Raw genomic sequence first — 22,241 nt, 5'->3', positions numbered from 1 at the left:
AGCTGTCCGGGCCCTTGCGGAAGTCGACCGGATGACTGGCCAGGAACACCTTCACGCCGGACGGGATCATGCCGAACGCACCGCCCGGATCACCCGCTGCAAGTGCGCCTCGTCGACATCTGCGCCGGCGCGCACGACAATGTCGCCAATAGCAACCTCGATCACCGGGGCAGCCGGGCGCGCCGAGGCGACCTTGCCAGCCGAACGCTGCGAGGCGGCATAGTCCAGAGCGTCACGACGCCAGGCGAACAGCTGCGACGGACGAATGCCTATCCGATGGGCGATCGCCGACACGCTCGCGCCCGGCTCCAGCGCCTCGTAACCGGTGTTCTAGCCCCACATTGCCCGATGTCGCCTGATCTGTGATCGACGTTCCATGGAAGCGACAAGGATTTTCTCCATGGAGACTACGTTGGAGGTTCTCACGACGCGGCGGAGCCGACGGGAGGCTCACCGTCAATGGCCGGACGAGGTCAAGGCGCAGATCGTTTCGGAGAGCTTGCGTCCGGGCGTGACGGTGAACGAGGTCGCGGAACGTCACGGGCTGAAGGCCAATCACCTGTCGTCCTGGCGAACGCTGGCACGGCAGGGCAAGCTGGTTTTACCGGAGCCGGAAGACGCAGTCGAATTCGCGGCCATGGTTGTCGAGATGCCCGTATCGGAGCCGCCGACTGCGAAAGCAGTCTCCCGCGCCGAGATTGTCGTCGGCCCTGTCACCATCCGTATTGAGGAAGGTGCATCTGCTGCGCGGATCGCCGCTGTCGCGCGTGCCTGCGCGGTTCCGGCATGATCTTTCCGTCGAACCGGGTTCGGATCATGGTAGCCACCAAGCCGGTCGATTTCCGCAATTATGTGGAGTGGCGGATTATGCAGAGTCCGCAGCAAGCGTGCCAATTTACTCCATCCATTTCAGTAAGTTAGAGAAGTCAGTCGGCTTTCTCGGGCGACATAATTGTTGTCATCTCTCGTCGTTCATTTGACCTTGAGAGGAGACCACACATGTCAAAGTCGAAGGAAGTTTTACCAGAGTGCATGCAACTGATGGACCCGGGCGTCTTACGGTCGTTCGTGAAGGAGTTCACGATTCGCTTGTCGAACCTGGGACACACGCGCCTGACGGTGTCAGGCTACGAAGCCTCGGCCCGTCACTTCGGGCAATGGCTGCAAAACACAAGGATTGCGGTCGGTGAGATCGATGATGGTGTAATGCGCCGTTTCGCGCGACATCGATGCCGTTGCCCTGGCACCCGACGCGTCAGTCGCCTATCCACCAAATACCTGAACAGGGCGCAGCGGTTCGTGGATTTCCTGGCAGAATGCGGGGTTGTGACGCCGTTAAAGCAGGAAGTGGAGTGCGCCCACGACGACCAAGTCCTCGGCTTCCAGACCTGGCTGAGACGGCACCGGGGCATTTCTGAGCACACAATCCGTCGCCATTGCCTGATGGTCATGCGGCTGCTTCCCGCCTTGGGACCCGATATAAGGCACTATGATTCCGGTCTCGTTCGGCAAGTGATTTTGGATGAGGGCAAGCAAAGTTCGCCAGCCTACCTCAAGACCATGACGATGGCGCTGCGGGGCTACCTGAGGTATCTGGCAGCCCATGACTTGTGTCATCCGGGGCTCGATCAAGCCATACCGACGATCCCGCAATGGCGACTGTCGGCGTTGCCGCGCTACATCTCTGCGGCAGAAGTCGAGCAGGTCATCGCGTCGTGCGACGTCACGATGCCAATGGGTGTTCGCGACCGCGCGGTGCTACTGTTGCTTGCGCGTCTCGGCCTGCGCGCCGGCGACATCTCTGGCATGCGCCTCGACGACATTGATTGGCGCGAAGGGACCTTGTGTGTCCGCGGGAAAGGTCGCCGTGAGATACGGCTTCCGCTGCCCCAGGAAGCCGGTGACGCGATCATCGACTATTTGCGAGACGCCCGTCCACCTGCCGTCTGCGACCGCATTTTCCTGCGGACCATAGCACCGTTTCGGCCATTGGCCGGCGCGAGCGTTTCGGGCATCGTCAGTCTTGCGCTCACGAGAGCTGGCATCGATGCACCATCGCGAGGTGCAAATCTTCTCCGCCATTCGGCCGCGACTAGCATGCTGCGGGCTGGCGCTACGCTGGACACCATCGGAGCCGTGCTGCGCCATCGGTCGGTCGACACGACCGCCCATTATGCGAAGGTTGACGTCGACATGTTACTTGACGTCGTTCAGCCCTGGCCGGGGAGTGTCGCATGCTGAGCCGGGACCTCGCACGCCATGCGGAACTGCAGCATCAGCTCGGCTTCAAATTCCGCGTCCAGCATACGCTGTTGAAGAACTTCGTTGCCTTCGCTGAGCGGCATGGTGATCGACATGTCCGAAGTGCGCGCGTGCTTGAATGGGCGACGCTCGCTCCGTCGCCGCAGCAGAGCCGCAACCGCCTGCTGGTGGTCCGTCGTTTTGCTTTGGCGCTATCCGCCGAGGATCCATACCACGAGGTCCCGGCTGCCGATGCCTTGGGGCGCGGCCTTTTTGAGCGCCGGATTCCACATATCTACACCGCCGATGAGATCACTGCACTGATGCAGGCTGCCGCCTCGCTCAAGCCGGCTGGTTCGATCAGGCCGCTGATGTACGAGACCCTGTTTGGTTTGCTCGCCGCCGCCGGCATGCGCATCTCCGAAGCCCTCGCGCTTCAGCTCGATGACGTGACCGACGATGGTTTGATCATCCGACAAACCAAGTTCCAGAAGAGCCGATTGCTACCGCTCCACCGCACGACATGGGATGCCTTAGATCGATACTTGGCGGCCCGGCACCGGGTCGGGACTTTGAGCGGCGCGCTGTTCATCTCCCTCGCAGGCACGCCGCCGTCCTATCATACTGTGATCGCCATCTTTCTCCGCCTCGCACGGTCGATCGGCTTGCGCGGAGGCCTCGGTCAACCGGGACCCCGCATTCACGATTTGCGGCATACCTTCGCCGTGCGCTCGCTGGAGCAATGCCACCACGATCGCGATGCAGTTGGCCGCCATATCGTCGCCCTAAGCACCTACCTCGGCCACGCGCACGTCACCGATACCTATTGGTACCTGCAGGCGACGCCGATTCTGATGACGCAAATCGCGGCCGCCGGCGAAGCGCTGCACCAAGGAGCCATAGCATGACTACGCTGGCTCCGCATCTCACTGCCTTCCTACGCAGGCACCTGCCGCATGAGCGGCGGGCAAGCCAACATACCTGCGCGGCCTACGCCTACAGCTTTCAACTGTTACTCACCTTCGCGGCCGCTCGATGCACCGGATCTCCGTCAGGCGTCCGGCATTCGCGATCGGGCGATGCTGCATCTGGCTTTCGCCGCCGGGCTGCGCGTGTCCGAACTCGTCAGCCTTCGCATCGACCAGATCGATAGGCAGACGGTCGCCAGTATCCACGTGATGGGCAAAGGACGCCGGGAGCGGGTGCTGCCCTTGTGGAAGGAGACCGCAACGACGTTAAAGGCTTGGCTGGCGGTTCGACCAGCAAGTGGTGACCCAGAACTTTTTCTCAATGCGACGGGACGCGCGCTGACTCGGTCCGGATTTGAATACATCCTGGCCAAGCACGTCACCACAGCGGCACGGAAGCAGCCCTCCATCGCCAGCAAGCGGATCACTCCTCACGTCTTGCGGCACACTTGCGCCATGCATACGCTGCAGGCGACCCGAGATGTTCGCAAAGTGTCGCTCTGGCTCGGCCACGCCAGCCTTCAAAGCACCGAGATATATCTCCGGGCCGATCCGACGGAAAAACTCGAGGCGCTCGCCACAATGGTGCCGCCAACACTCAAGCCTGGCCGCTTCCATGCTCCCGATAAGCTGCTGGGCATGCTGAAGTCCGTCAGTCGATCAGGAGATTATGTCGATTAATCGCCTCTTAAACACCAAGGCGGCAAGCATTTGCCGCTGCGGACTCTGCATAATCCGCCACTCCACATAATTGCGCTTATGCGGAGCTCCGCATAACCGCAAGGGCCACGATGGCCTAGCGGCGCTGGTCAAAAACGAGTTGCACAGGGACCCTTTTACAGGGACGGTCTTCGTATTCCGGTCACGGAAAGCAGACCGGCTGAAGCTGATCTACTGGGATGGCAGCGGCTTGGTGATGGCCTACAACGATCTGCATTCATACTGCATCTCTCTTTCGCATTCAGTTGAAGGTTTTGGCGTGTCCGGCATTTTGCTTACGGGCGGCGACGCGATCGATGAGCTGGTTCCATCGACTGCATTGCTTTTGCGGTAAATCCGTCTTCGGAAGCTCGTACAGGTAGTAGTGCCCGTTGTAGGCGTGGCTGGTGACGAGGCCGTGTTCAGCCCATCTGGCGAGTGTATGTTCATGGATATTGAGGTGTTCAGCCGCCTCCTTTTTTGTCAACATCCCGCGATCCCGGAGCCGGTCATAGCGTGATCTCAGCCTATATTCGCGAACGAGATAGGTGACGCGTTTGGTTGTGAAGCGTGCATTGCGCTGGTCACGGCGCGTCACCGAGCCCGGACGATATCCCTGATCGTTGAGAATCTCTGCGATCTCGGAAAAAATATGATTGTCGAGGAGGTTATCGATCAGTGCGATGATATCGGGGTTCGTCTTGATCTGCTGGCTGGGAGATTTTGGGCTCATGGTGACGAGTGTCTCGGTTTTACCGCCCTTGAAGCGAATATGAGCCTTGGTTGTGCCTCTTTTCGGTAGTTTGAGGAGGGTGACGTCCTCGATGATGTGGGCAAGCAGGCGCTTTCGTTCGCGGTTCGGGGTCTCTGGATTGGTCCAGAGTTTTTTGAAGTCCGCCGTCATTGCGACCAACCGCTCGTGGACGGCCTTATCGAGGATGAATTCGTGCTCCCGGGCGCGCTCGCGCTCTTCGCGGGCATTGGCCAGGATGCGGAGCTTCTCGTTCCATTCGCCTTCGAGCGTGTCGGCGACGAGGCGGTTATTGGGATCGACGAGCATGAAACGGCGCTGGGCGAGATCGGCTTCAGTTTGCGCGCGCTCGATCGCGCGACAGCGCAGCCGATCCGCCTCTTCATGTCGCGCTTCGATCTCTTTGCGGACTTCAATCGCCAGTTCGATGGCTGCCGGCGTCATCTGCTCGGCGATCAGCATACCGATGGCTTCGTCGACAGGAGGTGCAGCGATCGCCTGGCACAGGGGTTCACCGCGATCGCTACGGGCGCGATCACAAACGTACCAGGCTTCCTGCCGGCCGCGTCGGGCAGCGTAGCGCATGCGAAAATGCCTGCCGCATTGCCCACACACGGCCCGCCCCTGCAGCAGTGCCGGACCTTCGCGCGGAGGTGATGCGACCCCCGCGTTCCATTTATGGCAGATGTTCGACTTCAGAATCCTCAGGTTCTCCTGATGCTGCTCCCAACTGATGTAGCCGGGATGGGCATCTGGAATACATGCCGTCCAATCATCATTATCTTGTTCACGCACAATCCTCTTGCCATCAATGGTGCGTCGATAGCGGCGGCGGCCATAGGCATAGGCTCCGGCGTAACGTGGATTGTGCAGCACACGCATCGCCGTCGAAGTCGTCAGTGGCCGGAATACCGTCTGGCTGTCGTGCAGGCGTGAGGGAAAGAGAATGCCTTCCTGACGAAAGGCCTTGACGGTCTGGGAGGCGGATCCGACGCGAGAGAACGTCTCGAAGAAATGGACGATCGTCTCTCTGACTTGCATGTCTGGTTCAAGTGCCACATTGCCGGAATGGTCATAGACCAGCCCGGTTGGCAGGGGGCAGCGGAACTCGCCGCGCCGCGCCTTGTTGAGGATGCCGCCGCGCAGCCGGGCCTTGATCACATGCAGTTCGGCCTCACTCATTGTTCCCTTGAGGCCGAGCAAGAGGCGGTCGTTGAAGCTTGCCGGATCGTAGACGCCGTCCTCATCGAGGATCAGGGTGTCGGCAAGGGCGCAGATCTCCAGCAGACGCTGCCAGTCGGCATTGTTGCGGGCCAGACGGGAGACCTCCAGGCCCATGACGATCCCGGCATGCCCCATGCCGACATCGCTGACCAGCCGCTGAAATCCCTCGCGCCAGACCGCCGATGCGCCGGATTCACCCTGATCGTTATCGATGACGATAATCTGCTCCTCGCGCCAACCAAGGGCGATAGCGCGCCCGCGAAGCGCATATTGCCGCATGGCGCTCTCGGTATTGTCGATGACTTGCCGCATCGAAGATTGGCGGATGTAGAGGTAGGCGCTGCGTTCGAGGTGATGAGGCTGGACTTTGAGATGTACATTCATCGTGATCTCCGATCGTTGATGCTCATGGCGATTGTCGCAAGGACGTGGACGACGGCGCTGTGTCCGCGGTGCAGCGGCCAAGCAATTGACGATGGGTAATTCTGCTCTCGCGGGGTGCTTGCTGTTGCGGTCAGCGTCTGAGCCCATCCCCACATGCCCCGGCGCAAAAAGAGCATCAGGCCGCTACGGGCCATAAGCGGCAGCGCTGCGCCGAGAGCAGCCTTGCGCAAGACCTCGTACTGGGAGGCGATGGTCGACGGTAGGATCGGGCATGCCGCCGTCGCGGCAATGTTTACCTGCCGCTTTTTTTTAGAACCCGCTCGATCGATCTGGGATGAAGCTCGATGTCGAGTTCCTGGCGAAGCAGCTTGGCAAGTTCCCGGGCGCGAACGGGTTCTCCTGGAGCGAGCTGCGCCTGCAGAAATGCCACGACCTTGTCGTCGATCTTGTGGGGACCGCGGGGCCCCGGCTTCGTCGGCACCAGTCCGGCAATGCCGGCCATATCGAAGTTCACCTTGGCCTGGTAGTAGGTCGGCCTGGAAACACCGTACTCGTCGGAGGCCTCCGTCACCGACACCTTGTCGATGGAGACGCGACGCAGCATCTCGTATTTGACCTGCACGGCGTCGTGCGGATCGAAGAACTCGCTGCCCCGAAACTTTGGATCGCGCACCTTCTCGGGGGTGGGATTGAACGTACCCTCTTCGATGAGGGCATCCGTCTTTGTGCGCTTGCTGTCGTACTTCGCAGACATCGATGGCTCCGAGGACATGAAGCGACGTAATCGTAATGTTAATTATGACGTATTTTTCTGCCTCGTCAAGGTGGTCCTCATGGTTTAGCATCATTCAGTCCTGTAATTGCGGGAATAATTCCACAAAAATAAGACATATGCGGCATAATCCGCTTTACAGATGCGGCATATTTATCTTTACACATCCGCACATCATCGTGTTCTGGAAAGGCGCTCTACCAGGGCGGCCAATTCCATTAAGTCGGCGACCCGCAAGAGCGACCGTCCGTTGCCCATGACAACTTCAGGATCTGGGCTCACAAGGTCAGTCCATTGCGGGGGAACGGACCAAACGGTGGCATCCTCTGTCTGCAGTAAAAGACGCTCCCCATGCGAATTGCAGCGCCTGCCGACACACGGCAACTGCTGTCCAAGTAGTGGATGAAACGGATGTGTGACCCGCACTAGCTGCTCATCTGCGCTGGTCGCGGCTGCATTCTCTTGTGAGGTACAAGCGGCTGGAAGAGCACACCTTCACCTGGCCCAGCATACGGGATGGATTGATGACGCTGACCCACGCCCAGTTCGAAGCCCTGTTTGCGGGCCTCGATTGGCGGCGGGTTCATGCCGTCAAGACGAGAACGCCGGAGACTGTCGAATAGCTGCGGCACGATGACTCAGCGCGAAAGATTCCGAAGGCAAAACGGGCCGGGATTTGGTAACTTCTGGGCATGCTTGATGCCGCCGATCTTCCCGATGATGTTGCCGCCCTGAAGGCGATGCTGATCGCGGCGCAGGCACGCGAGGCAGGCAAGGACGCGCAGATTGCTCGTAAGGACGAGCGGATCGAACGGCTTGAGAGGCTGGTCGCGGCCTTCAAACAGGCAGCTTTCGGGCGCAAGTCCGAGAAGACCGATTCCGAGCAGTTCGATCTGGCACTGGAAGACCTGGAAACGGCGATGGCAGCGATCCATGCCGAGGAAGAAGCCGACGTCGTTCAAGGCAACAAGGTCTCAAGATCACGAGCGACCAATCGCGGCTCCCTTCCTCAACATCTTCCCCGTGTGGAAGAGGTAATCGAACCGGAAAGCCTAGTCTGTGCCTGCGGCGGTTGCCTGCATTGCATCGGCGAGGATGTCTCCGAGCGGCTGGATGTAGTCCCGGCGCAGTTCCGCGTCATTGTCACCCGCCGCCCCAAATATGCATGCCGTGCCTGCACCGACGGCGTCGTTCAGGCCCCGGCTCCAGCGCGGCTGATCCAGGCAGGAATGCCGACGGAAGCGACCGTCGCCCATGTGGTGGTCACCAAATATGCCGATCACCTTCCGCTCTATCGGCAGGCTCAGATCATGAGCCGCCAGGGCGTTGATCTTGATCGCTCCACACTTGCCGACTGGGTCGGGCGAGCAGCGTTCGAATTGCGCCCCGTCTTCGATGCATTGACCACCGACCTGAAGCGCTCGACCAAGCTCTTCATGGACGAGACCCGTGCCCCGGTTCTCGATCCCGGCTCGCGCAAGACCAAGACCGGATACTTCTGGGCGCTGGCGCGGGATGATCGCCCTTGGGGCGGCGGTGCTCCGCCGGGCGTCGCCTTCACCTACGCTCCCGGTCGCGGGGGTGTTCATGCCGAACGAATATTGCAGGGCTTCTCCGGCGTTCTGCAGGTCGATGGCTATGCCGGATACAACAGGCTGATCGCACCGGACAGGGTCGGTCCCGACATTCGGCTTGCCTATTGCTGGGCACACGCTCGCCGCAAGCTGGTGGATATCACCCGCAACGCTACAGCACCCATTGCCGAGGACGGCGTCAAACGGATCGGTGAACTGTATCGGATCGAAGCCGAATTGCGTGGCCTTGATCCGGAGGCTCGCCTTGCCGGACGGCAGGAGCGGTCAGCGCCGCTGATCGCCGACATGCAGACCTGGCTCATCCATCACCGTGCCCGTGTAGCGACCAAGTCCCCTCTCGGCGAGGCTCTGGCCTACATCGCCAAATATTGGGACGGCCTGAAGCTCTTCCTGACCGACGGCCGCATCGAGATCGACAACAACAGCGTCGAGCGAACCATCCGGCCCATCGCCCTCAATCGGAAGAACGCACTCTTTGCTGGGCATGACGCTGGAGCAGAGAACTGGGCGATGATCGCCTCGCTCATCGAGACCTGCAAACTCAATGCCGTCGATCCGATGGCCTATCTGACCAGCACACTTACCGCCATCGTCAGCGGCCACAAGCAGAGCCGGATCGGTGAGCTACTGCCGTGGAATCTGAAGTAATCAATTGCTTAGACTGAGATTACGCATTGCTCGTCGTGGATAAATCGGTCAGTCATTTAACGTAGTTGATTGAGGACACCACATGCTTCGCTTTTTCGGTATGATAGTTTTGTCTTTTTTTGCGCTAACAGAAGCTCATGCAGAACCCCCACGTTTTTGTAGAACCAGCTTTGCGCCTGGCGAAAAGACTGAGACCCGTTTCATGGGCATTAGCTACGCGATTATGATGCATGCACTCGCGGAAAAGTATTGCGGTGCCAAGCCCGTCTCTATGGGGCAAAAGTTTTTAGGATATCTGAATAGGCAAGGCTGCGGTTCCAAAACAGAAATTTATCAAGATGTTGCAGTTTCAATCGATAAGCTGGAAAGCGCGACCTTAAAGCTGATGGCATCAGGTGGTGATAAAACCCTAGCCCTTTCCGAACAGCAGGCGAAGAGTTGGGCCAAGGAGGCATCCGAACAACTTGGTGGGTGCGAGCGCCTCATAAAACTGCATGACAGCAAACCAGACTCTTGGAAATAAAATCCCCAGTGTGACTGGCACACCGCTTACGGCTTGGATCTCTTTTCGGGCTCCAATTGCAGGTTCGACGGCCGCCGGCGTCATTTGCTCAGCAATCAGCAAACCGATGGCTTCATCCACGGGAGGCGCGGCAATCAACTGACACATGGGCTCAGGCCAGAGACAAATGCACGACCGGACGCATATGGACTTACGTATGCGATGACCGGCCGTTTGGGGGAACAGCGCCGCCAGCCGCAATCTATTATGCGTCGAGTGACCGGCGCGGCGAACATCCGCAGAAGCACCTGGCCAGATACGGCGGCATTCTACAGAGCGATTGCTACAATGGCTTCGAGCCGATCGCTGTTGCCGCAACGAAAGAGGTGCCGATCACCTTCGCCTTTTGCCATGCGCATGCGCGGCGTAAATTCTTTGAGCTGGCCGATATCCAGAAGAATGCGCGGGATCGCAAACGCAAGGGCAAGCCGATCTCGCCGATCGCGCTTGAGGCCGTCAAGCGCTACGACGAATTGTTCGGGATCGAGCGGCAGATCAACGGATTGAGTGCCGAAGAACGACTGGCTGCGCGGCAGGAGAGAAGCAAGCCGCTGTTCGATGACATGCGCGAGTGGTTGACGAAGGAACGCGCCACGCTCAGCAGATCGTCCGAGGTCATCGAGCCGATCGATTACATGCTCAAGCGCTGGGAGGGCTTTGCCCTCTTCCTCGAAGACGGTAGAGTTTGTCTCACGAACAACGCAGCCGAGCGGGCGCTGAGAAGTGTCGCATTGGGAAGACGGAACTGGACCTTCGCCGGTTCCCAGCGTGGGGCCGATCGTGCCGCTGTCATGCTGACCGTCATCACCACCTGCCGCCTCAACGATGTCGACCCAAAGGCGTGGCTTGCCGATGTCCTGGCTCGCATCGCCGACCATCCTGTGACGCGCCTGCACGAACTGCTGCCCTGGGAGTGGAAACGTGCATCGCCGGCAACCGTAATGCTGGCGGCCTGACGATGGTGGCTTCTGCCGTCCGCCTGAAGGTCACCCTCGATCATGTCGAGCCGATAGTGATGCGGCGCGTTGTCGTACCGTTCACCATCAGGCTCAGTCGGCTGCACGAGGTATTGCAGGCGGCGATGGGCTGGACCAACAGCCACCTTTACGAATTCCGCATGCGTGACGTCGGCTTTGGTTTGCCAGACGAGGAATGGGGGGATGGTCCGATCGATGCCCGCAGGGTCTCGCTGCTGTCGGCAGTCCAGGACACCGGTGCGAAATCGTTCAAGTACCTTTACGACTTTGGCGACGGTTGGGAACACAGCATCAAGATCGAGCGCACCTTTCCTGCAGTCGGCACGGAAGGACCGATGCTCCTCGAAGCAACGGGACACTGCCCGCCTGAAGACGTGGGTGGTCCATGGGGTTATCAGGAGTTCCGCGAGGCGCTTGCGGATCCGGCGCACGAGCGACATGCCGAAATCCTCGAATGGTGGGGCAGCAGCGATTACAATCCCAACAGCGCCAACTTCTCGCAGCTCAACAAAGCCGTCGATGACCTCGCCGCAAAATGGGTCCGAAAAGCGCGCCGCAAAACCTGAACGCCGGGCTGTAGGGGAAGGCCGAAACTGGATTTTATCGTGTAAACAACCGGCGGAACAGTTCTTCCGAAGGCCGTAGACCTTCGTCCGTCAGGACCAGCGACTTCGACTTGTTGACCGGATCACAGATCAGTCCCTTCTCATGCAACCGGTCCGTCGTCGCCCAGTCAAATCCCTTCCAGGCGCAACGTTCGTTGTGGAGCGTCAGCCATAACAGGGCCAGGACCGCGTCATCGATTTTGTCCTCGTCGATCTCCATTCTGCCATAATATCACGCGCGAGACTTCAAGTCCCGCGGCCCTCCTCGGATGGATACGGTATACTTTACCCGCTGGCAGTTTGGAACTCGGTGATATCGGTAAGCCATTTCTCGTTTGGCTTTCAGCGTGGAAATCACGATTGAGCAAATTTTCCGGCACAGGATCTAGTTCGCCTTGGTAACACGTATACCGCCGCCGCCTGGCAGTGGTCACGATGAGCTGCTCCTGCTTCATCAAGCGGCGTACTACCTTTTCGGAGACCTGTTCTGCGCCTCTGGCCAGTGCAACATGAATGCGTCTGTAGCCGTAGCAGTTACGGTTGGTTTCGAAAAGCACCGCAATGGTGTGGCGAAGATCTGCGTATCGGTCCTCGAGAGAAAGCAGAGACCGATGATAAAGACAGGAGCTGCGGGCGAACTCAAGCTGAGTGAGGAGTTCCGGTAATGCATATGTCGGTCGCAGGGCATCAACCAGCAGTGTCTTTTCCCGATTTCCCAGGAGCCGCAGATCGATGCCCAGATCTTTTTTAATGAGTTCGTTAGCCTTCGTAAGCAAGTCATGTTCAAGTTGAAGGCGCTTCACATCACTGCGCAGTGCCTCGAGTTCACGCTCGAGTTCGCCTCGGCTGGCAGTCGGTGGTAGTTTGCGACGGCGTGTCATGGATGCAGGGACCTCACGACCAAGTTGCTGGTTCTTCCAGTCGTACAACGTCTGCCGGCTCACACCTACCTTCTGAGCCACCGAACGGGCACTCTCACCTCGAGAGTACAAGCCGATCACGGCTGTTCGCTTCTGCTGCTCCGATCTCGTGCCAGCGCTTGAGTTGCCGGTGAGAACTCGCCGCCTGCCGCCGGGTTCATATTCATCGATCCAAGCCGAAGCTTTCCACGGCAAGCGGAAGCGCATCGGTGATCTGCAGGGGTTGCGGCGGGAGGCGGATTGCGGCTTCGCGCCGCAACCCCTGCAGATCACCGAGGCAGAGCAGACGCCGTGATCGAGCGCTTCCTGGCAGGCGGCCTCAACGGCGGCGAGACCATCAGCAGGCACACATCCGAGTATGGCGACCATCTGTCGATAACCGTCATCGGCGCTCTTCAACCGTTTGCGGACCTTCTCCCTCGCAGTTGGCAAAACCCATTCCCGGAATGGAACGCCGTGCGCAAGGCACCGGGTTTGCGAGCGAGAACGGCAACATAGTGCCAGGGATTATAGACAGTCTCGCCGCGGCCGAAGTTGCGCTGGTGTTCGGCAACCGTCACATCATCCTGCTTGATGACAAGCCAATCAGCATAACCGTGGCGTCAATCGCCATTTCTTCTCCTCTCAGCGTGACCGCCCTGCTTCACCAACTCGTCCCGTGATAGAGAGAGTGTCGTGGGCACCTCCTTTCCCGGGTGGGGCCTTGCGAACTCGACTTCGGACTCCCTTCAGAAATAATGAGTAGCTGGCTCTGCGGCCGTATGTCACGTCGAGCTCACGGAGCAATTCTTGAAGTTGAATTTCATCCCGCCTGGGGACGATGTAATCTCGACGCCGTATTGAACGCTGTCGACGTCTACGTCGCCAAAGTGGCCCTTCGACTTGAGCCAATCTAGGATACTCTTTATGTCCACCGTCCCGGTATCGGTCTTGGAAGTGAGCAGCAGTGAGATGACCTTGTGACCATTATAGCCTTCGAACACGTTCCAACTCGCTCCGCCTACATTGACATTGTGGTAGATCGGAACCGCCGCCCCGGAAGCGTCATAATGTTTTGAGATGGGCTTGACATTGCCGCTGCCGTCCGGATGTCCGGTATAGTTTGTCCAGAGCATTATCTCATTCTGTTGTGAGCTGTCCCAGATGTCGTAGGCGGTGTTCCAGGCGCCACCAGCAGGAACTTTCTGATTGAAGCTTGACGTCAGACTGTTGATTGAACTGAGCGGCTTCCCAATATCGACAGCCTGATGGGGGTAGCTCTTGATGCCATCAGTGTTAGGCTGGTTCGACCACACGCTCCACTGGTTGTCTGCATGGACTGAAAGCGTCTGAGGTCCAGCGCTCTTACCATATATGTCGTTGTTCCAAGCATAGCGACCGTGTGAAAAGCCTGCATATGGAGCGCTCGATCTCCAAATCGGAGCATTCGATAGAAGCGCGTCAGTCGGTGATTTGGTTTCATTCACAGCGTGCCTGAATAGTTTATCATCCTGTGTGTCGACATACCCCAGCGGGGAGGGCAAGGACCCTGTACCATCTATCCGATTGGAAGACATAAGGCTCTCCTTCTGTTACGAGAACAAAGATCTGGCGCTTGTGCGAGGACACTGACATTGATACTGGGCACTGGGAAATTGTGTTTTTGCATGTCACCATTCAACTAACGGATAACGGAGCGATCTCTGAAGTGTGGCGTCGGGGCAACCGCTGGCGAGGGGTATCCATCCGAGGTGGGCCGCGGGACTTGGGGTCTCGCGCGTGGTAGCATAGCAGAATGGAGATCGACGAGGACAAAATCGATGACGCGGTCCTGTGTGATCCGTTGAACAAGTCGAAGTCGCTGGTCCTGACGGACGAAGGTCTACGGCGTTCGGAAGAACTATTCCGCCGGTTGTTTACACGGTAAAATCCAGTTTCGGCTTTCACCCACAGCCCGGTGTTCAGGTTTTGCGTCGCGCTTTTCGGACCCATTTTGCGGCGAGGTCATCGACGGCTTTGTTGAGCTGCGAGAAGTTGGCGCTGTTGGGATTGTAATCGCTGCTGCCCCACCATTCTAGGATTTCGGCATGTCGCTCGTGCGCCGGGTCTGCAAGCGCCTCGCGGAACTCCTGATAACCCCATGGACCACCAACGTCTTCAGGCGGGCAGTGTCCCGTTGCTTCGAGGAGCATCGGTCCTTCCGTGCCGACTGCAGGAAAGGTGCGCTCGATCTTGATGCTGTGTTCCCAACCGTCGCCAAAGTCGTAAAGGTATTTGAACGATTTCGCACCGGTGTCCTGGACTGCCGACAGCAGCGAGACCCTGCGGGCATCGATCGGACCATCCCCCCATTCCTCGTCTGGCAAACCAAAGCCGACGTCACGCATGCGGAATTCGTAAAGGTGGCTGTTGGTCCAGCCCATCGCCGCCTGCAATACCTCGTGCAGCCGACTGAGCCTGATGGTGAACGGTACGACAACGCGCCGCATCACTATCGGCTCGACATGATCGAGGGTGACCTTCAGGCGGACGGCAGAAGCCACCATCGTCAGGCCGCCAGCATTACGGTTGCCGGCGATGCACGTTTCCACTCCCAGGGCAGCAGTTCGTGCAGGCGCGTCACAGGATGGTCGGCGATGCGAGCCAGGACATCGGCAAGCCACGCCTTTGGGTCGACATCGTTGAGGCGGCAGGTGGTGATGACGGTCAGCATGACAGCGGCACGATCGGCCCCACGCTGGGAACCGGCGAAGGTCCAGTTCCGTCTTCCCAATGCGACACTTCTCAGCGCCCGCTCGGCTGCGTTGTTCGTGAGACAAACTCTACCGTCTTCGAGGAAGAGGGCAAAGCCCTCCCAGCGCTTGAGCATGTAATCGATCGGCTCGATGACCTCGGACGATCTGCTGAGCGTGGCGCGTTCCTTCGTCAACCACTCGTGCATGTCATCGAACAGCGGCTTGCTTCTCTCCTGCCGCGCAGCCAGTCGTTCTTCGGCACTCAATCCGTTGATCTGCCGCTCGATCCCGAACAATTCGTCGTAGCGCTTGACGGCCTCAAGCGCGATCGGCGAGATCGGCTTGCCCTTGCGTTTGCGATCCCGCGCATTCTTCTGGATATCGGCCAGCTCAAAGAATTTACGCCGCGCATGCGCATGGCAAAAGGCGAAGGTGATCGGCACCTCTTTCGTTGCGGCAACAGCGATCGGCTCGAAGCCATTGTAGCAATCGCTCTGTAGAATGCCGCCGTATCTGGCCAGGTGCTTCTGCGGATGTTCGCCGCGCCGGTCACTCGACGCATAATAGATTGCGGCTGGCGGCGCTGTTCCCCCGAATGGCCGGTCATCGCATACGTAAGTCCATATGCGTCCGGTCGTGCATTTGTCCCTGGCCTGAATGGGAATGGTGGTGTCATCACCGTGAAGACGCTCGGCCGCAAAGACATGCGCCTCGATCAGATCGAAGACAGGCATGAGAGCGGCTGTTGCGTACCCGACCTGGTCGGCCAGCGTCGAGGTCGAAAGATCGATCCCCTCGCATTTGAACCGGGCACTCTGCCGGTTGAGCGGGCTGTGCATGCCGAACTTGTCGAACAGGATCGTCGCCAACAGATGAGGACCGATGAAGCCGCGCGGCGTGGCATGGAACGGTGCCGGCGTCTGACTGATCGCCTCACAGTCACGGCACGTGAACTTTTCCCGCACCGTCTCGATCACCTTGAACCGGCGCGGAATCTCTTCCAGCGTCTCGGTGACGTCCTCGCCCAGCTTCGACAAGCGTGAACCACCACAGCAGGCGCAAGTCGTCGGCGGCTCGATGACGATACGTTCGCGCTCGATATCGTCCGGCCATGGCTTGCGCACCGGTCGTTTGCGCGTGAACGAACGTACGCTCGAGGTTCTGGCGCTTGCTGCCTGTGCCGCGACCTCGTCCTCCGTCGCCGCCGTCACGAGTTCCTCGAGCTGCAGTTCCAACTGGTCGAGCAGGCGCGCCGTGCGTTCAGAGCGCTGGCCTCGCAACTCGCGCCTGAGCTTCTCGATCTTCAATTCCAGAGCAACGATCAGCGCCTCGTTGTCAGAGAGCATCGCCTGCGCATTGGCCGCTTCCGCAACTGCGATAGCGTGTTTAGCCTGCAAGGCTTCATGCTCGCCAAGCAGCGCCAGGTAAGCGCCAACAACATCCACAGGAAGATCGACAGGCTTTGAGATCATGAAGCCATTCGATCAGATTTCCCCTGTATTTTCAATTGAATAATGCTAGCCGACCTTCGTCGGCCGCCAGGTTTCTTGAGGGTGCCTCCAGTCGATCCCGGACAGAAGATAACTCAGCTGCGCGGGTGATATCGCGATCGCGCCGCCTTCCGCAGACGGCCAGACGAACCGGCCGCGGTCCAACTTTTTTGTAAAAAGGCAGCTCCCCTGGCCGTCACTCCAGATCACTTTTATCAGCGATCCGCTACGACCGCGGAATACAAAAAGATTGCCGTCCAGAGGGTTCAGTTTCAGCACCTCCTGCACCCGCAACGCAAGCGATGGAAACCCACACCGCATGTCGGTATGGCCCGTTGCAATCCACACCCGCACATTTTGACCGGAAGGAAGCGTGATCACCGCAACGTCTCCAGACCCCGCATGATCCGCAGCAGCGCCTCAACGTCGACGCTGCCGTCCACGACCACACGACGGCCGTTCGCCGCGACAATCTCCATGCGGCCGGAAGGAGGCGCTACCGGATGCTCCATCGCAGCAGGTGGAGTGACCTGCTTCACCGGCACAAAAGTTTCCGGCATGACGAACGCCGGCACAAAACCATCGGTTTGTTTCTGGCTGTGCAAACCCTGGCGAACCGATTTGCGCCAACGGTTTAACAGCGAGCGGCTGATGCCGTACTGACGGGCCGTGGCCGACGCCCGGCCTCTCCCCGCAAAGCTTTCTGCGACAATCCGCAGCTTCTCATCCTCAGTAAATCGACGCCGCCGTCCGGTGTTGATCACCTCAAGACGGCTCACCCGAGACCCGCTGTCCCCTTCAAAAATCTCCATCTGTCCAACTGTCCTTATGCCTGGGAATAAGGACAGGGTCTGAACAGTTTTATCCAATATTCAAAGGCGGTCTCGCTCGGACGGATACGGCGAGGGCGGCCATTGAGCGGAGGACATTCCTGAGTCTCGATTATCAGAGCGCCGGCCCTGCATGACCGAACTGAACGCCGAGCAATTCTTTCGAGAGCCAATATTCGATTCAGCACCGGCGTCGCTGCTGTCATGCCGGATGGTCTTTGTAAGCTTCTCCCGCGTCCCGGCAAGAAACGGCTTTTCTTCGAGATAGGCGACTCCGTGTTCGAGCGTCTCAAAACCGTTGAGGGAGCGGATGAGCGTTGTCTTGCCTTAACCAGAGGGTCCGATGATCGAGACGACTTCGCCAAGGTTGACCGTAACCGGTGTTTTGATCCCACGTTGCCCGCTGTTGCTGGATCTGTGATCGAGTTTCTGTCAAGCGAAGCGAAGAATTGAAGAACTGACCCCCTCATTGATTTGCAGTTTCATTGGTTTCAAGCGCAGTCGATAGCTGTCGCCGCGGATAGTGATCACGGTCGAGTGGTGAAGCAGACGGTCCAATATCGCCGTTGCCACGACAGGGTCGCCAAATACGCTTCCCCATTCCCCTACAGAACGGCTCGAGGTGATCAGGATCGAGCCCTTTTCGTAACGGCGGGACACCAGTTGGAAGAACAGATGGGCGGCGTTGGCCTCGAAGGGCAGGTAACCCAGCTCGTCAATAATCAGCAGCTTCGGTCGCGACAGGATGGTCAACTGCTTATCGAGTGAGCCGTCGCTATGGGCCTTCGCCAGCATTGCCACCAGCGTCGCCGGCGTGACAAATTGGACGTTGTAGTTTTGACGGATGGCTTCCCGGCCAAGGCTCACGGCCAAGTGGGTCTTGCCTGTGCCCGGCGGCCCAAGGAATAGCACCGTGTCGCCATGGGCAATCCAGCGGCAGGTCGCGAGCTCCCGGATCTGGCCCTGATCCAGTGATGGCTGCGCCTCAAAGTCGAAGCCATCCAATTCCCGAACGAACGGGAATTGCGCCAGTTTGCTCGACATCGATATTCGTCGCTCGTCGCGCCGGGCAATCTCGCGCGATACAAGGAAAGCCAGCGCCTCGCGCAGGTTCATCTTTGAACGAGCTGCTTCGTTCAGCAGAGTGTCGAGCTGGTCGCGGATCGCCGTAAGCTTCAACCGATCGAGCGTCGCGATCAACAGGTCATGATCAACATTCGCCATCACCAGCCCCCTCCAACAACTGCCTCGTATTCCGCAAGCGGACGCAAGAGGCTGGGGGGCGAACGCTCGATCGGTGCAGCGGCTCGCACGAGACCCTCGGCGCCGGCAACGCCGACAAAATGCGCTCGGTCCACAATCCGTTGTCGTCGTCCCTCGCAAACGGCATGGTCGGCGACCACTTAGCCGGCATGCCGTATAATGACACGGCCAGCCAAGACCACCACCTGGACACTCTCACCGATCAGGCGCCAAGGGACCGAATAGCTGTTTGTATCGAGGTCAACGGCACAATCCGACTGAACCTTGCGGACCAAATCGCGCAACTGTCCAAATGGTGCCCGGCCGGCCAATGGGCTTAACGCCTTCGCCTCTTCAGCAAAACGATCAGCCGGTTTTATGCCGGTGATCCCGTGTTCACGCTGATCAGCAACCTCACGCGTCCACCGATCCAGATGTGCCTCGAATGCAGCCCAGCTTTCAAAGCGGCGGCCGGCAATGGCGTTCTTCTTGACGAAGCCGACACCCCGCTCGTCCTTGCCTTTCGTACGTGCCCGATAGGGTGCGCAGGCCCGCGGCATGAACCCCCAGTACCGTGCGAAAGCATGCAGACGCGGGTTGAATCTTACCTCCCGTGTCACACGATCATGGTGCTCGACGAGCGCCTTCGCATTATCGATCAGCACTTCTGCCGTTACTCCGCCGAACCGTAAGAAGGCGCCTTCCATCCCCTCGAACCAATCCGTCTGACGCTCGCGTAGCGATACGCGGGTGTGCGAACGCCGCGAATAACTTAGTGTCCCGACAAAAACGTGGATGCGAATGGTTGCGCGGTCCGTACCCGATGCGATCCTGACGATCGCGCCACCGACTTCCAGCTCGATTGCCGCTATTGGACGAGAGCTTCTCGCCGTCTTTCTCAGCGTTGGGGGTAGCTCTGCCGGACGATCAATTACCGCTGGCACAAACATAGGCGGTGCTTCTTGCTTCGCCTGACTTCGCACCTGGGCGCCAGGTAAACAATTGGCCGGGCGGCAATCCATGCCGACGCGCAACAGCACTGACCGACATCTCGCCGCTATAACTCTCGGCGACAATGCGGTCCTTCTCCTCGTCGCTCCAGTCGCCGCGACGCCCTGTTCCGGTGAAAACTGCGTATTCCGACGAAGCCGGCCATCGATTCCGATTTGAAGCCGGCCAGTCATTCCGATTTCATTCCGGCCGGCGTTCCGATTTGAAGGCGGCCATTTCTCGGACTGATCCTGGGTCTGTCTGATGTTTGGATCTGGTTTCGTTTCAGGTCAAGCTTTGGTGTTTTCGGGTGCGACTGGCGAGCGCTGTTTTCGCATGCTTTCGCCGGTGAGATCGATGCGATAGGCGTTGTGAACGAGGCGATCCAGGATGGCATCGGCAAGCGTTGGGTTTGCGATGATTTCGTACCAGCGATCCAGGGGCACCTGACTGGTGATGATCGTCGAGCGCCGCTCGTAGCGGTCTTCGATGATCTCGAGGAGATCGCGCCGCTGATCATCGTTGAGTTTTTCCGGTCCCCAGTCATCAAGGATCAGCAGGTCGGTCTTGGCCAAGGATTTGAGGATCCTGCCGTATCGCCCGTCGCCTCTTGCAAGTGCGAGCGTGGCGAACAGCCGAGGAACCCGGTGATAGGCGACGGAGAAGTCTTCGCGGCATGCTTTGTGACCAAGCGCGCAGGCAAGCCAGCTTTTGCCGACGCCGGCTGGCCCAGTGACGAGGAGACTGTGATGCTTTCTGATCCAGTCGCAGCCGGCAAGCGCCATGAACAGGTTGCGATCGAGGCCGCGAGCGGCCCGAAAGTCGGCATTCTCGATCTGTGCATCATGGCGTAGTTTGGCGGCCCTGGCACGGGCTTCGAAGCGCTTCTGTCGGCGCATGGTGGCCTCCCGTTCGAGCAGTATGGAAAGCCATTCTCCATGCTCAAGACCGCGGGCTTCGGATTGTGCGTCAAGCTCCTGGAAGGCTGTTGCCATGCCGTAAAGGCCGAGTTCGCGCAGCATGTCGATGGTGGGATTGCTCAGCATTGGTTTGTCTCCTCAATGAAAGTAGTCGGGGCCACGCAGATTTGCGTGATCAACGATGGCCGTCGGTTCGGTGGAATGGCGCGCGGCCCTGTGGTTGGCCAGGAGCGAGGCGATGCTCTTGCAGTTCAGACCGCCGATCTCGACAGCGCGAGCTGACACCGCCTCGGCCCGATCTCGCGTGATATCGCGAAACAGGCGCAGAATGCCCAGGCATGTTCGAAAGCCCTGTTCAGGATGCGGACGACTGGCAAGAACAGCAGTGATCAAACCTTCGGTCTGCGGCCCAATGGATGCAGCCCAGCGCCGAAAGCGATCGGGTGTCCACTCGGCATATCGCCGATGGGAACTGGGCATATGATCCGGGTCGGTTCCATGCCGAGTGCCGCCATACCGCCGCTGATGAACGGCGACGCGCTTGCCGCGGTGGAAGATCTCGATGGTGCGTGCCGTCGCTCTCAAATCAACCTGCTGGCGAATGAGGCCATGCGGTACGGAATAGAGGAAGGTCTTGAACTCGACGTGATAATCGGTCGACACGCGGACCAAACGCCATTCGGCGAATTCGTAGTCTTCACCGGGAAGATTGGCGAGCGCGGCGCGCTCGACACTCTCAAACAGCTGCCGGCGACTGACGCCGAGCCGGCGCATGACATGATCATTGATGCGATCGAGTGCCTGGCCAATGGCAGCATTAGCCTCAGCAAGCGAGAAGAACGTGTGATTGCGCAGACGCCCTAAGATGCACGATTGGGCAAAACGGACCCCGTTCTCAACTTTAGATTTGTCCCTGGGCTTTCGTGGCCGTGCTGGAAGAACGCCGACGCCATAGTGAGAAGCCATCATGCCGTAGCTGCGGTTGATCTCGGGATCATAGAAACTGGCGCGACTGACGCCTGACTTCAGATTGTCGGGAACGATCAGCCGGGGAACGCCGTCAAAGAAGCGGAACATCCGGACATGTGAGCCGATCCAGTCCGGCAGTGTTTGCGTCCAGGTCGCCTCCGCATAGGTGAAGCTAGACGCGCCCAGCACCGCCACGAATATCTCCGCTTCGCGGATCTCGCCGGTCTTGCGATCAACGATCGGAATCTTCTTGCCGGAATAGTCGACGAAGACCTTGTCGCCGGCCGCATGCTCCTGGCGCATCGTCGGCGAAAGCCGTTGCTCAAAGCCACGGAAGAACTCACAAAAGCGACTGTAGCCGTAACCCTCTGGATGCGACCCACGATACTCCTCCCAGAGGATAAGCAGGGTGACGCCGGGCTTCTTGAGCTCGACGGCAAGCTCGGCCCAGTTGGGTTCGACGCGTCGTCTCGTGCCCTGTTTGACGCCATTGCGCGCAAAGAGCTTGTTCTCGAGCGCGTCATCGGTCAGTTCCCCCGGTAGGGGCCAGCTCAACCCAACTGCTGCTGCGCGCTGAAGATTATCCTGCACCGTACTGCGGGCTATTCCCAATACGACGGCGATCTCGCGGGAGCTCGTCCCGCTTCCGGCAAGCCGAAGCATTTGTCTTAATTGTCTCATGGTCAGCCTTCTCTTTGCCGGCATCAAAATGTCCTCGTTCATCGCGAGGTGATTGATGC

General features: G+C 59.0%; 23 protein-coding genes and 5 pseudogenes. 11 read left to right on the top strand and 17 right to left on the bottom strand.

Annotated elements, in window-relative coordinates; translation table 11 throughout:
• Positions 1–66 precede the first annotated feature (66 nt).
• Positions 67–294: an IS66 family insertion sequence element accessory protein TnpB gene (locus tag NMA58_RS30930; protein ID WP_431324627.1), complete on the bottom strand. Its 228-nt coding sequence runs from the start codon at positions 292–294 to the stop codon at positions 67–69.
• A 106-nt stretch (positions 295–400) separates the two neighbouring features.
• On the opposite strand from NMA58_RS30930, the gene tnpA (NMA58_RS30925) reads away from it, so the two are divergent.
• From tnpA (NMA58_RS30925) to tnpB (NMA58_RS30905), 5 genes and pseudogenes are all read left to right on the top strand, one after another.
• Complete coding sequence (gene tnpA, locus NMA58_RS30925) at positions 401–790, top strand: IS66-like element accessory protein TnpA (RefSeq protein WP_431324626.1); 390 nt, start codon at positions 401–403, stop codon at positions 788–790.
• A 209-nt stretch (positions 791–999) separates the two neighbouring features.
• Positions 1,000–2,241, top strand: a complete 1,242-nt coding sequence (locus NMA58_RS30920; protein WP_434714942.1) for a tyrosine-type recombinase/integrase — start codon at positions 1,000–1,002, stop codon at positions 2,239–2,241.
• Complete coding sequence (locus NMA58_RS30915) at positions 2,235–3,149, top strand: tyrosine-type recombinase/integrase (RefSeq protein ID WP_416068704.1); 915 nt, start codon at positions 2,235–2,237, stop codon at positions 3,147–3,149. Before NMA58_RS30920 ends, NMA58_RS30915 begins: the two co-directional genes overlap by 7 nt.
• A pseudogene (locus NMA58_RS30910) lies at positions 3,146–3,890 on the top strand (tyrosine-type recombinase/integrase). Before NMA58_RS30915 ends, NMA58_RS30910 begins: the two are co-directional and overlap by 4 nt.
• Before the next feature lie 70 nt (positions 3,891–3,960).
• Positions 3,961–4,263: an IS66 family insertion sequence element accessory protein TnpB gene (tnpB, locus tag NMA58_RS30905; protein ID WP_434714941.1), complete on the top strand. Its 303-nt coding sequence runs from the start codon at positions 3,961–3,963 to the stop codon at positions 4,261–4,263.
• Here the strand turns inward: tnpB (NMA58_RS30905) and NMA58_RS30900 are convergent.
• From NMA58_RS30900 to NMA58_RS30890, 3 genes are all read right to left on the bottom strand, one after another.
• Positions 4,171–6,267 (bottom strand): recombinase family protein, encoded by a 2,097-nt coding sequence (locus tag NMA58_RS30900; protein ID WP_416065937.1) that lies wholly within the window; start codon positions 6,265–6,267, stop codon positions 4,171–4,173. The two genes, tnpB (NMA58_RS30905) and NMA58_RS30900, sit on opposite strands and share 93 nt — an antisense overlap.
• Positions 6,268–6,559: 292 nt before the next feature.
• The gene (locus NMA58_RS30895; RefSeq protein WP_062369699.1) at positions 6,560–7,021 is read right to left on the bottom strand and encodes a helix-turn-helix domain-containing protein; all 462 of its coding nucleotides are present in this window, start codon (positions 7,019–7,021) and stop codon (positions 6,560–6,562) included.
• A gap of 192 nt (positions 7,022–7,213) precedes the next feature.
• Positions 7,214–7,465: a DUF5372 family protein gene (locus NMA58_RS30890; RefSeq protein ID WP_416065938.1), complete on the bottom strand. Its 252-nt coding sequence runs from the start codon at positions 7,463–7,465 to the stop codon at positions 7,214–7,216.
• A gap of 38 nt (positions 7,466–7,503) precedes the next feature.
• Between NMA58_RS30890 and tnpB (NMA58_RS30885) the strand changes: the two genes are divergently transcribed.
• The 5 genes and pseudogenes from tnpB (NMA58_RS30885) to NMA58_RS30865 all read left to right on the top strand — a co-directional run bounded on the left by tnpB (NMA58_RS30885) (position 7,504) and on the right by NMA58_RS30865 (position 11,387).
• Positions 7,504–7,662, top strand: coding sequence for an IS66 family insertion sequence element accessory protein TnpB (gene tnpB, locus NMA58_RS30885; protein ID WP_416068707.1), 159 nt, complete (start codon positions 7,504–7,506; stop codon positions 7,660–7,662).
• Between the two features lie 69 nt (positions 7,663–7,731).
• The gene (gene tnpC, locus NMA58_RS30880; protein WP_431324625.1) at positions 7,732–9,282 is read left to right on the top strand and encodes an IS66 family transposase; all 1,551 of its coding nucleotides are present in this window, start codon (positions 7,732–7,734) and stop codon (positions 9,280–9,282) included.
• 82 nt (positions 9,283–9,364) lie between these two features.
• The gene (locus tag NMA58_RS30875) at positions 9,365–9,805 is read left to right on the top strand and encodes a hypothetical protein (protein ID WP_416068709.1); all 441 of its coding nucleotides are present in this window, start codon (positions 9,365–9,367) and stop codon (positions 9,803–9,805) included.
• A gap of 152 nt (positions 9,806–9,957) precedes the next feature.
• Positions 9,958–10,800 (top strand): annotated as a pseudogene (tnpC, locus tag NMA58_RS30870) (IS66 family transposase); the annotation flags it as partial.
• Between the two features lie 2 nt (positions 10,801–10,802).
• Positions 10,803–11,387 (top strand): plasmid pRiA4b ORF-3 family protein, encoded by a 585-nt coding sequence (locus NMA58_RS30865; protein ID WP_416068532.1) that lies wholly within the window; start codon positions 10,803–10,805, stop codon positions 11,385–11,387.
• 34 nt (positions 11,388–11,421) lie between these two features.
• Here the strand turns inward: NMA58_RS30865 and NMA58_RS30860 are convergent, their stop codons facing one another.
• From NMA58_RS30860 to NMA58_RS30845, 4 genes and pseudogenes are all read right to left on the bottom strand, one after another.
• The gene (locus NMA58_RS30860; RefSeq protein ID WP_416068711.1) at positions 11,422–11,646 is read right to left on the bottom strand and encodes a DUF6429 family protein; all 225 of its coding nucleotides are present in this window, start codon (positions 11,644–11,646) and stop codon (positions 11,422–11,424) included.
• A 58-nt stretch (positions 11,647–11,704) separates the two neighbouring features.
• Positions 11,705–12,532: pseudogene (locus tag NMA58_RS30855) on the bottom strand (IS3 family transposase); the annotation flags it as partial.
• A 29-nt stretch (positions 12,533–12,561) separates the two neighbouring features.
• Positions 12,562–12,945, bottom strand: a pseudogene (locus tag NMA58_RS30850) (IS21 family transposase); the annotation flags it as partial.
• Between the two features lie 165 nt (positions 12,946–13,110).
• Positions 13,111–13,902, bottom strand: coding sequence for a GH12 family glycosyl hydrolase domain-containing protein (locus NMA58_RS30845; protein WP_416068712.1), 792 nt, complete (start codon positions 13,900–13,902; stop codon positions 13,111–13,113).
• 218 nt (positions 13,903–14,120) lie between these two features.
• Here NMA58_RS30845 and NMA58_RS30840 point away from each other — a divergent pair, with 218 nt between their 5' ends.
• Complete coding sequence (locus NMA58_RS30840; RefSeq protein WP_416068533.1) at positions 14,121–14,252, top strand: DUF6429 family protein; 132 nt, start codon at positions 14,121–14,123, stop codon at positions 14,250–14,252.
• A 34-nt stretch (positions 14,253–14,286) separates the two neighbouring features.
• Here NMA58_RS30840 and NMA58_RS30835 read toward each other — a convergent pair whose 3' ends face one another.
• The 9 genes and pseudogenes from NMA58_RS30835 to istA (NMA58_RS30795) all read right to left on the bottom strand — a co-directional run bounded on the left by NMA58_RS30835 (position 14,287) and on the right by istA (NMA58_RS30795) (position 22,182).
• Positions 14,287–14,871, bottom strand: coding sequence for a plasmid pRiA4b ORF-3 family protein (locus tag NMA58_RS30835; protein ID WP_416068532.1), 585 nt, complete (start codon positions 14,869–14,871; stop codon positions 14,287–14,289).
• 2 nt (positions 14,872–14,873) lie between these two features.
• Positions 14,874–16,532 (bottom strand): IS66 family transposase, encoded by a 1,659-nt coding sequence (tnpC, locus tag NMA58_RS30830; RefSeq protein WP_416068531.1) that lies wholly within the window; start codon positions 16,530–16,532, stop codon positions 14,874–14,876.
• A gap of 45 nt (positions 16,533–16,577) precedes the next feature.
• Positions 16,578–16,871, bottom strand: coding sequence for an IS66 family insertion sequence element accessory protein TnpB (gene tnpB, locus NMA58_RS30825; protein ID WP_112982801.1), 294 nt, complete (start codon positions 16,869–16,871; stop codon positions 16,578–16,580).
• 56 nt (positions 16,872–16,927) lie between these two features.
• Positions 16,928–17,362, bottom strand: coding sequence for an IS66-like element accessory protein TnpA (gene tnpA, locus NMA58_RS30820; RefSeq protein ID WP_416068530.1), 435 nt, complete (start codon positions 17,360–17,362; stop codon positions 16,928–16,930).
• 450 nt (positions 17,363–17,812) lie between these two features.
• Positions 17,813–18,604 (bottom strand): IS21-like element ISSme2 family helper ATPase IstB, encoded by a 792-nt coding sequence (gene istB, locus NMA58_RS30815; protein ID WP_416068713.1) that lies wholly within the window; start codon positions 18,602–18,604, stop codon positions 17,813–17,815.
• A pseudogene (istA, locus tag NMA58_RS30810) lies at positions 18,604–19,539 on the bottom strand (IS21 family transposase); the annotation flags it as partial. The pseudogene istA (NMA58_RS30810) and the gene istB (NMA58_RS30815), both read right to left, overlap by 1 nt.
• Before the next feature lie 10 nt (positions 19,540–19,549).
• The gene (locus NMA58_RS30805; RefSeq protein WP_416068774.1) at positions 19,550–19,699 is read right to left on the bottom strand and encodes a transposase; all 150 of its coding nucleotides are present in this window, start codon (positions 19,697–19,699) and stop codon (positions 19,550–19,552) included.
• Positions 19,700–19,902: 203 nt separating this feature from the next.
• Positions 19,903–20,658, bottom strand: coding sequence for an IS21-like element helper ATPase IstB (gene istB / locus NMA58_RS30800; RefSeq protein WP_416068576.1), 756 nt, complete (start codon positions 20,656–20,658; stop codon positions 19,903–19,905).
• Between the two features lie 12 nt (positions 20,659–20,670).
• On the bottom strand, positions 20,671–22,182 hold the full coding sequence (gene istA, locus NMA58_RS30795; RefSeq protein WP_434714930.1) for an IS21 family transposase: 1,512 nt from the start codon (positions 22,180–22,182) through the stop codon (positions 20,671–20,673).
• Between the last annotated feature and the right edge of the window lie 59 nt (positions 22,183–22,241).

The organism is Rhizobium sp. YTUHZ045 (genome assembly GCF_051124255.1).
Classification (GTDB): Bacteria; Pseudomonadota; Alphaproteobacteria; order Rhizobiales; family Rhizobiaceae; genus Rhizobium.
This window is presented reverse-complemented; position numbering and strand designations above follow the sequence as displayed.

Excerpts from the sequence above, each read along its gene's own strand:
- tnpA (WP_431324626.1), top strand. The coding sequence starts at position 401 with ATGGAGACTACGTTGGAGGTTCTCACGACGCGGCGGAGCCGACGGGAG.
- NMA58_RS30920 (WP_434714942.1), top strand. The coding sequence starts at position 1,000 with ATGTCAAAGTCGAAGGAAGTTTTACCAGAGTGCATGCAACTGATGGAC.
- NMA58_RS30915 (WP_416068704.1), top strand. The coding sequence starts at position 2,235 with ATGCTGAGCCGGGACCTCGCACGCCATGCGGAACTGCAGCATCAGCTC.
- NMA58_RS30900 (WP_416065937.1), bottom strand. The coding sequence starts at position 6,267 with ATGAATGTACATCTCAAAGTCCAGCCTCATCACCTCGAACGCAGCGCC.
- NMA58_RS30895 (WP_062369699.1), bottom strand. The coding sequence starts at position 7,021 with ATGTCTGCGAAGTACGACAGCAAGCGCACAAAGACGGATGCCCTCATC.
- tnpC (WP_431324625.1), top strand. The coding sequence starts at position 7,732 with ATGCTTGATGCCGCCGATCTTCCCGATGATGTTGCCGCCCTGAAGGCG.
- NMA58_RS30875 (WP_416068709.1), top strand. The coding sequence starts at position 9,365 with ATGCTTCGCTTTTTCGGTATGATAGTTTTGTCTTTTTTTGCGCTAACA.
- NMA58_RS30865 (WP_416068532.1), top strand. The coding sequence starts at position 10,803 with ATGGTGGCTTCTGCCGTCCGCCTGAAGGTCACCCTCGATCATGTCGAG.
- NMA58_RS30860 (WP_416068711.1), bottom strand. The coding sequence starts at position 11,646 with ATGGAGATCGACGAGGACAAAATCGATGACGCGGTCCTGGCCCTGTTA.
- NMA58_RS30845 (WP_416068712.1), bottom strand. The coding sequence starts at position 13,902 with ATGTCTTCCAATCGGATAGATGGTACAGGGTCCTTGCCCTCCCCGCTG.
- NMA58_RS30840 (WP_416068533.1), top strand. The coding sequence starts at position 14,121 with ATGGAGATCGACGAGGACAAAATCGATGACGCGGTCCTGTGTGATCCG.
- NMA58_RS30835 (WP_416068532.1), bottom strand. The coding sequence starts at position 14,871 with ATGGTGGCTTCTGCCGTCCGCCTGAAGGTCACCCTCGATCATGTCGAG.
- tnpC (WP_416068531.1), bottom strand. The coding sequence starts at position 16,532 with ATGATCTCAAAGCCTGTCGATCTTCCTGTGGATGTTGTTGGCGCTTAC.
- tnpB (WP_112982801.1), bottom strand. The coding sequence starts at position 16,871 with ATGCGGTGTGGGTTTCCATCGCTTGCGTTGCGGGTGCAGGAGGTGCTG.
- tnpA (WP_416068530.1), bottom strand. The coding sequence starts at position 17,362 with ATGGAGATTTTTGAAGGGGACAGCGGGTCTCGGGTGAGCCGTCTTGAG.
- istB (WP_416068713.1), bottom strand. The coding sequence starts at position 18,604 with ATGGCGAATGTTGATCATGACCTGTTGATCGCGACGCTCGATCGGTTG.
- istB (WP_416068576.1), bottom strand. The coding sequence starts at position 20,658 with ATGCTGAGCAATCCCACCATCGACATGCTGCGCGAACTCGGCCTTTAC.
- istA (WP_434714930.1), bottom strand. The coding sequence starts at position 22,182 with ATGAGACAATTAAGACAAATGCTTCGGCTTGCCGGAAGCGGGACGAGC.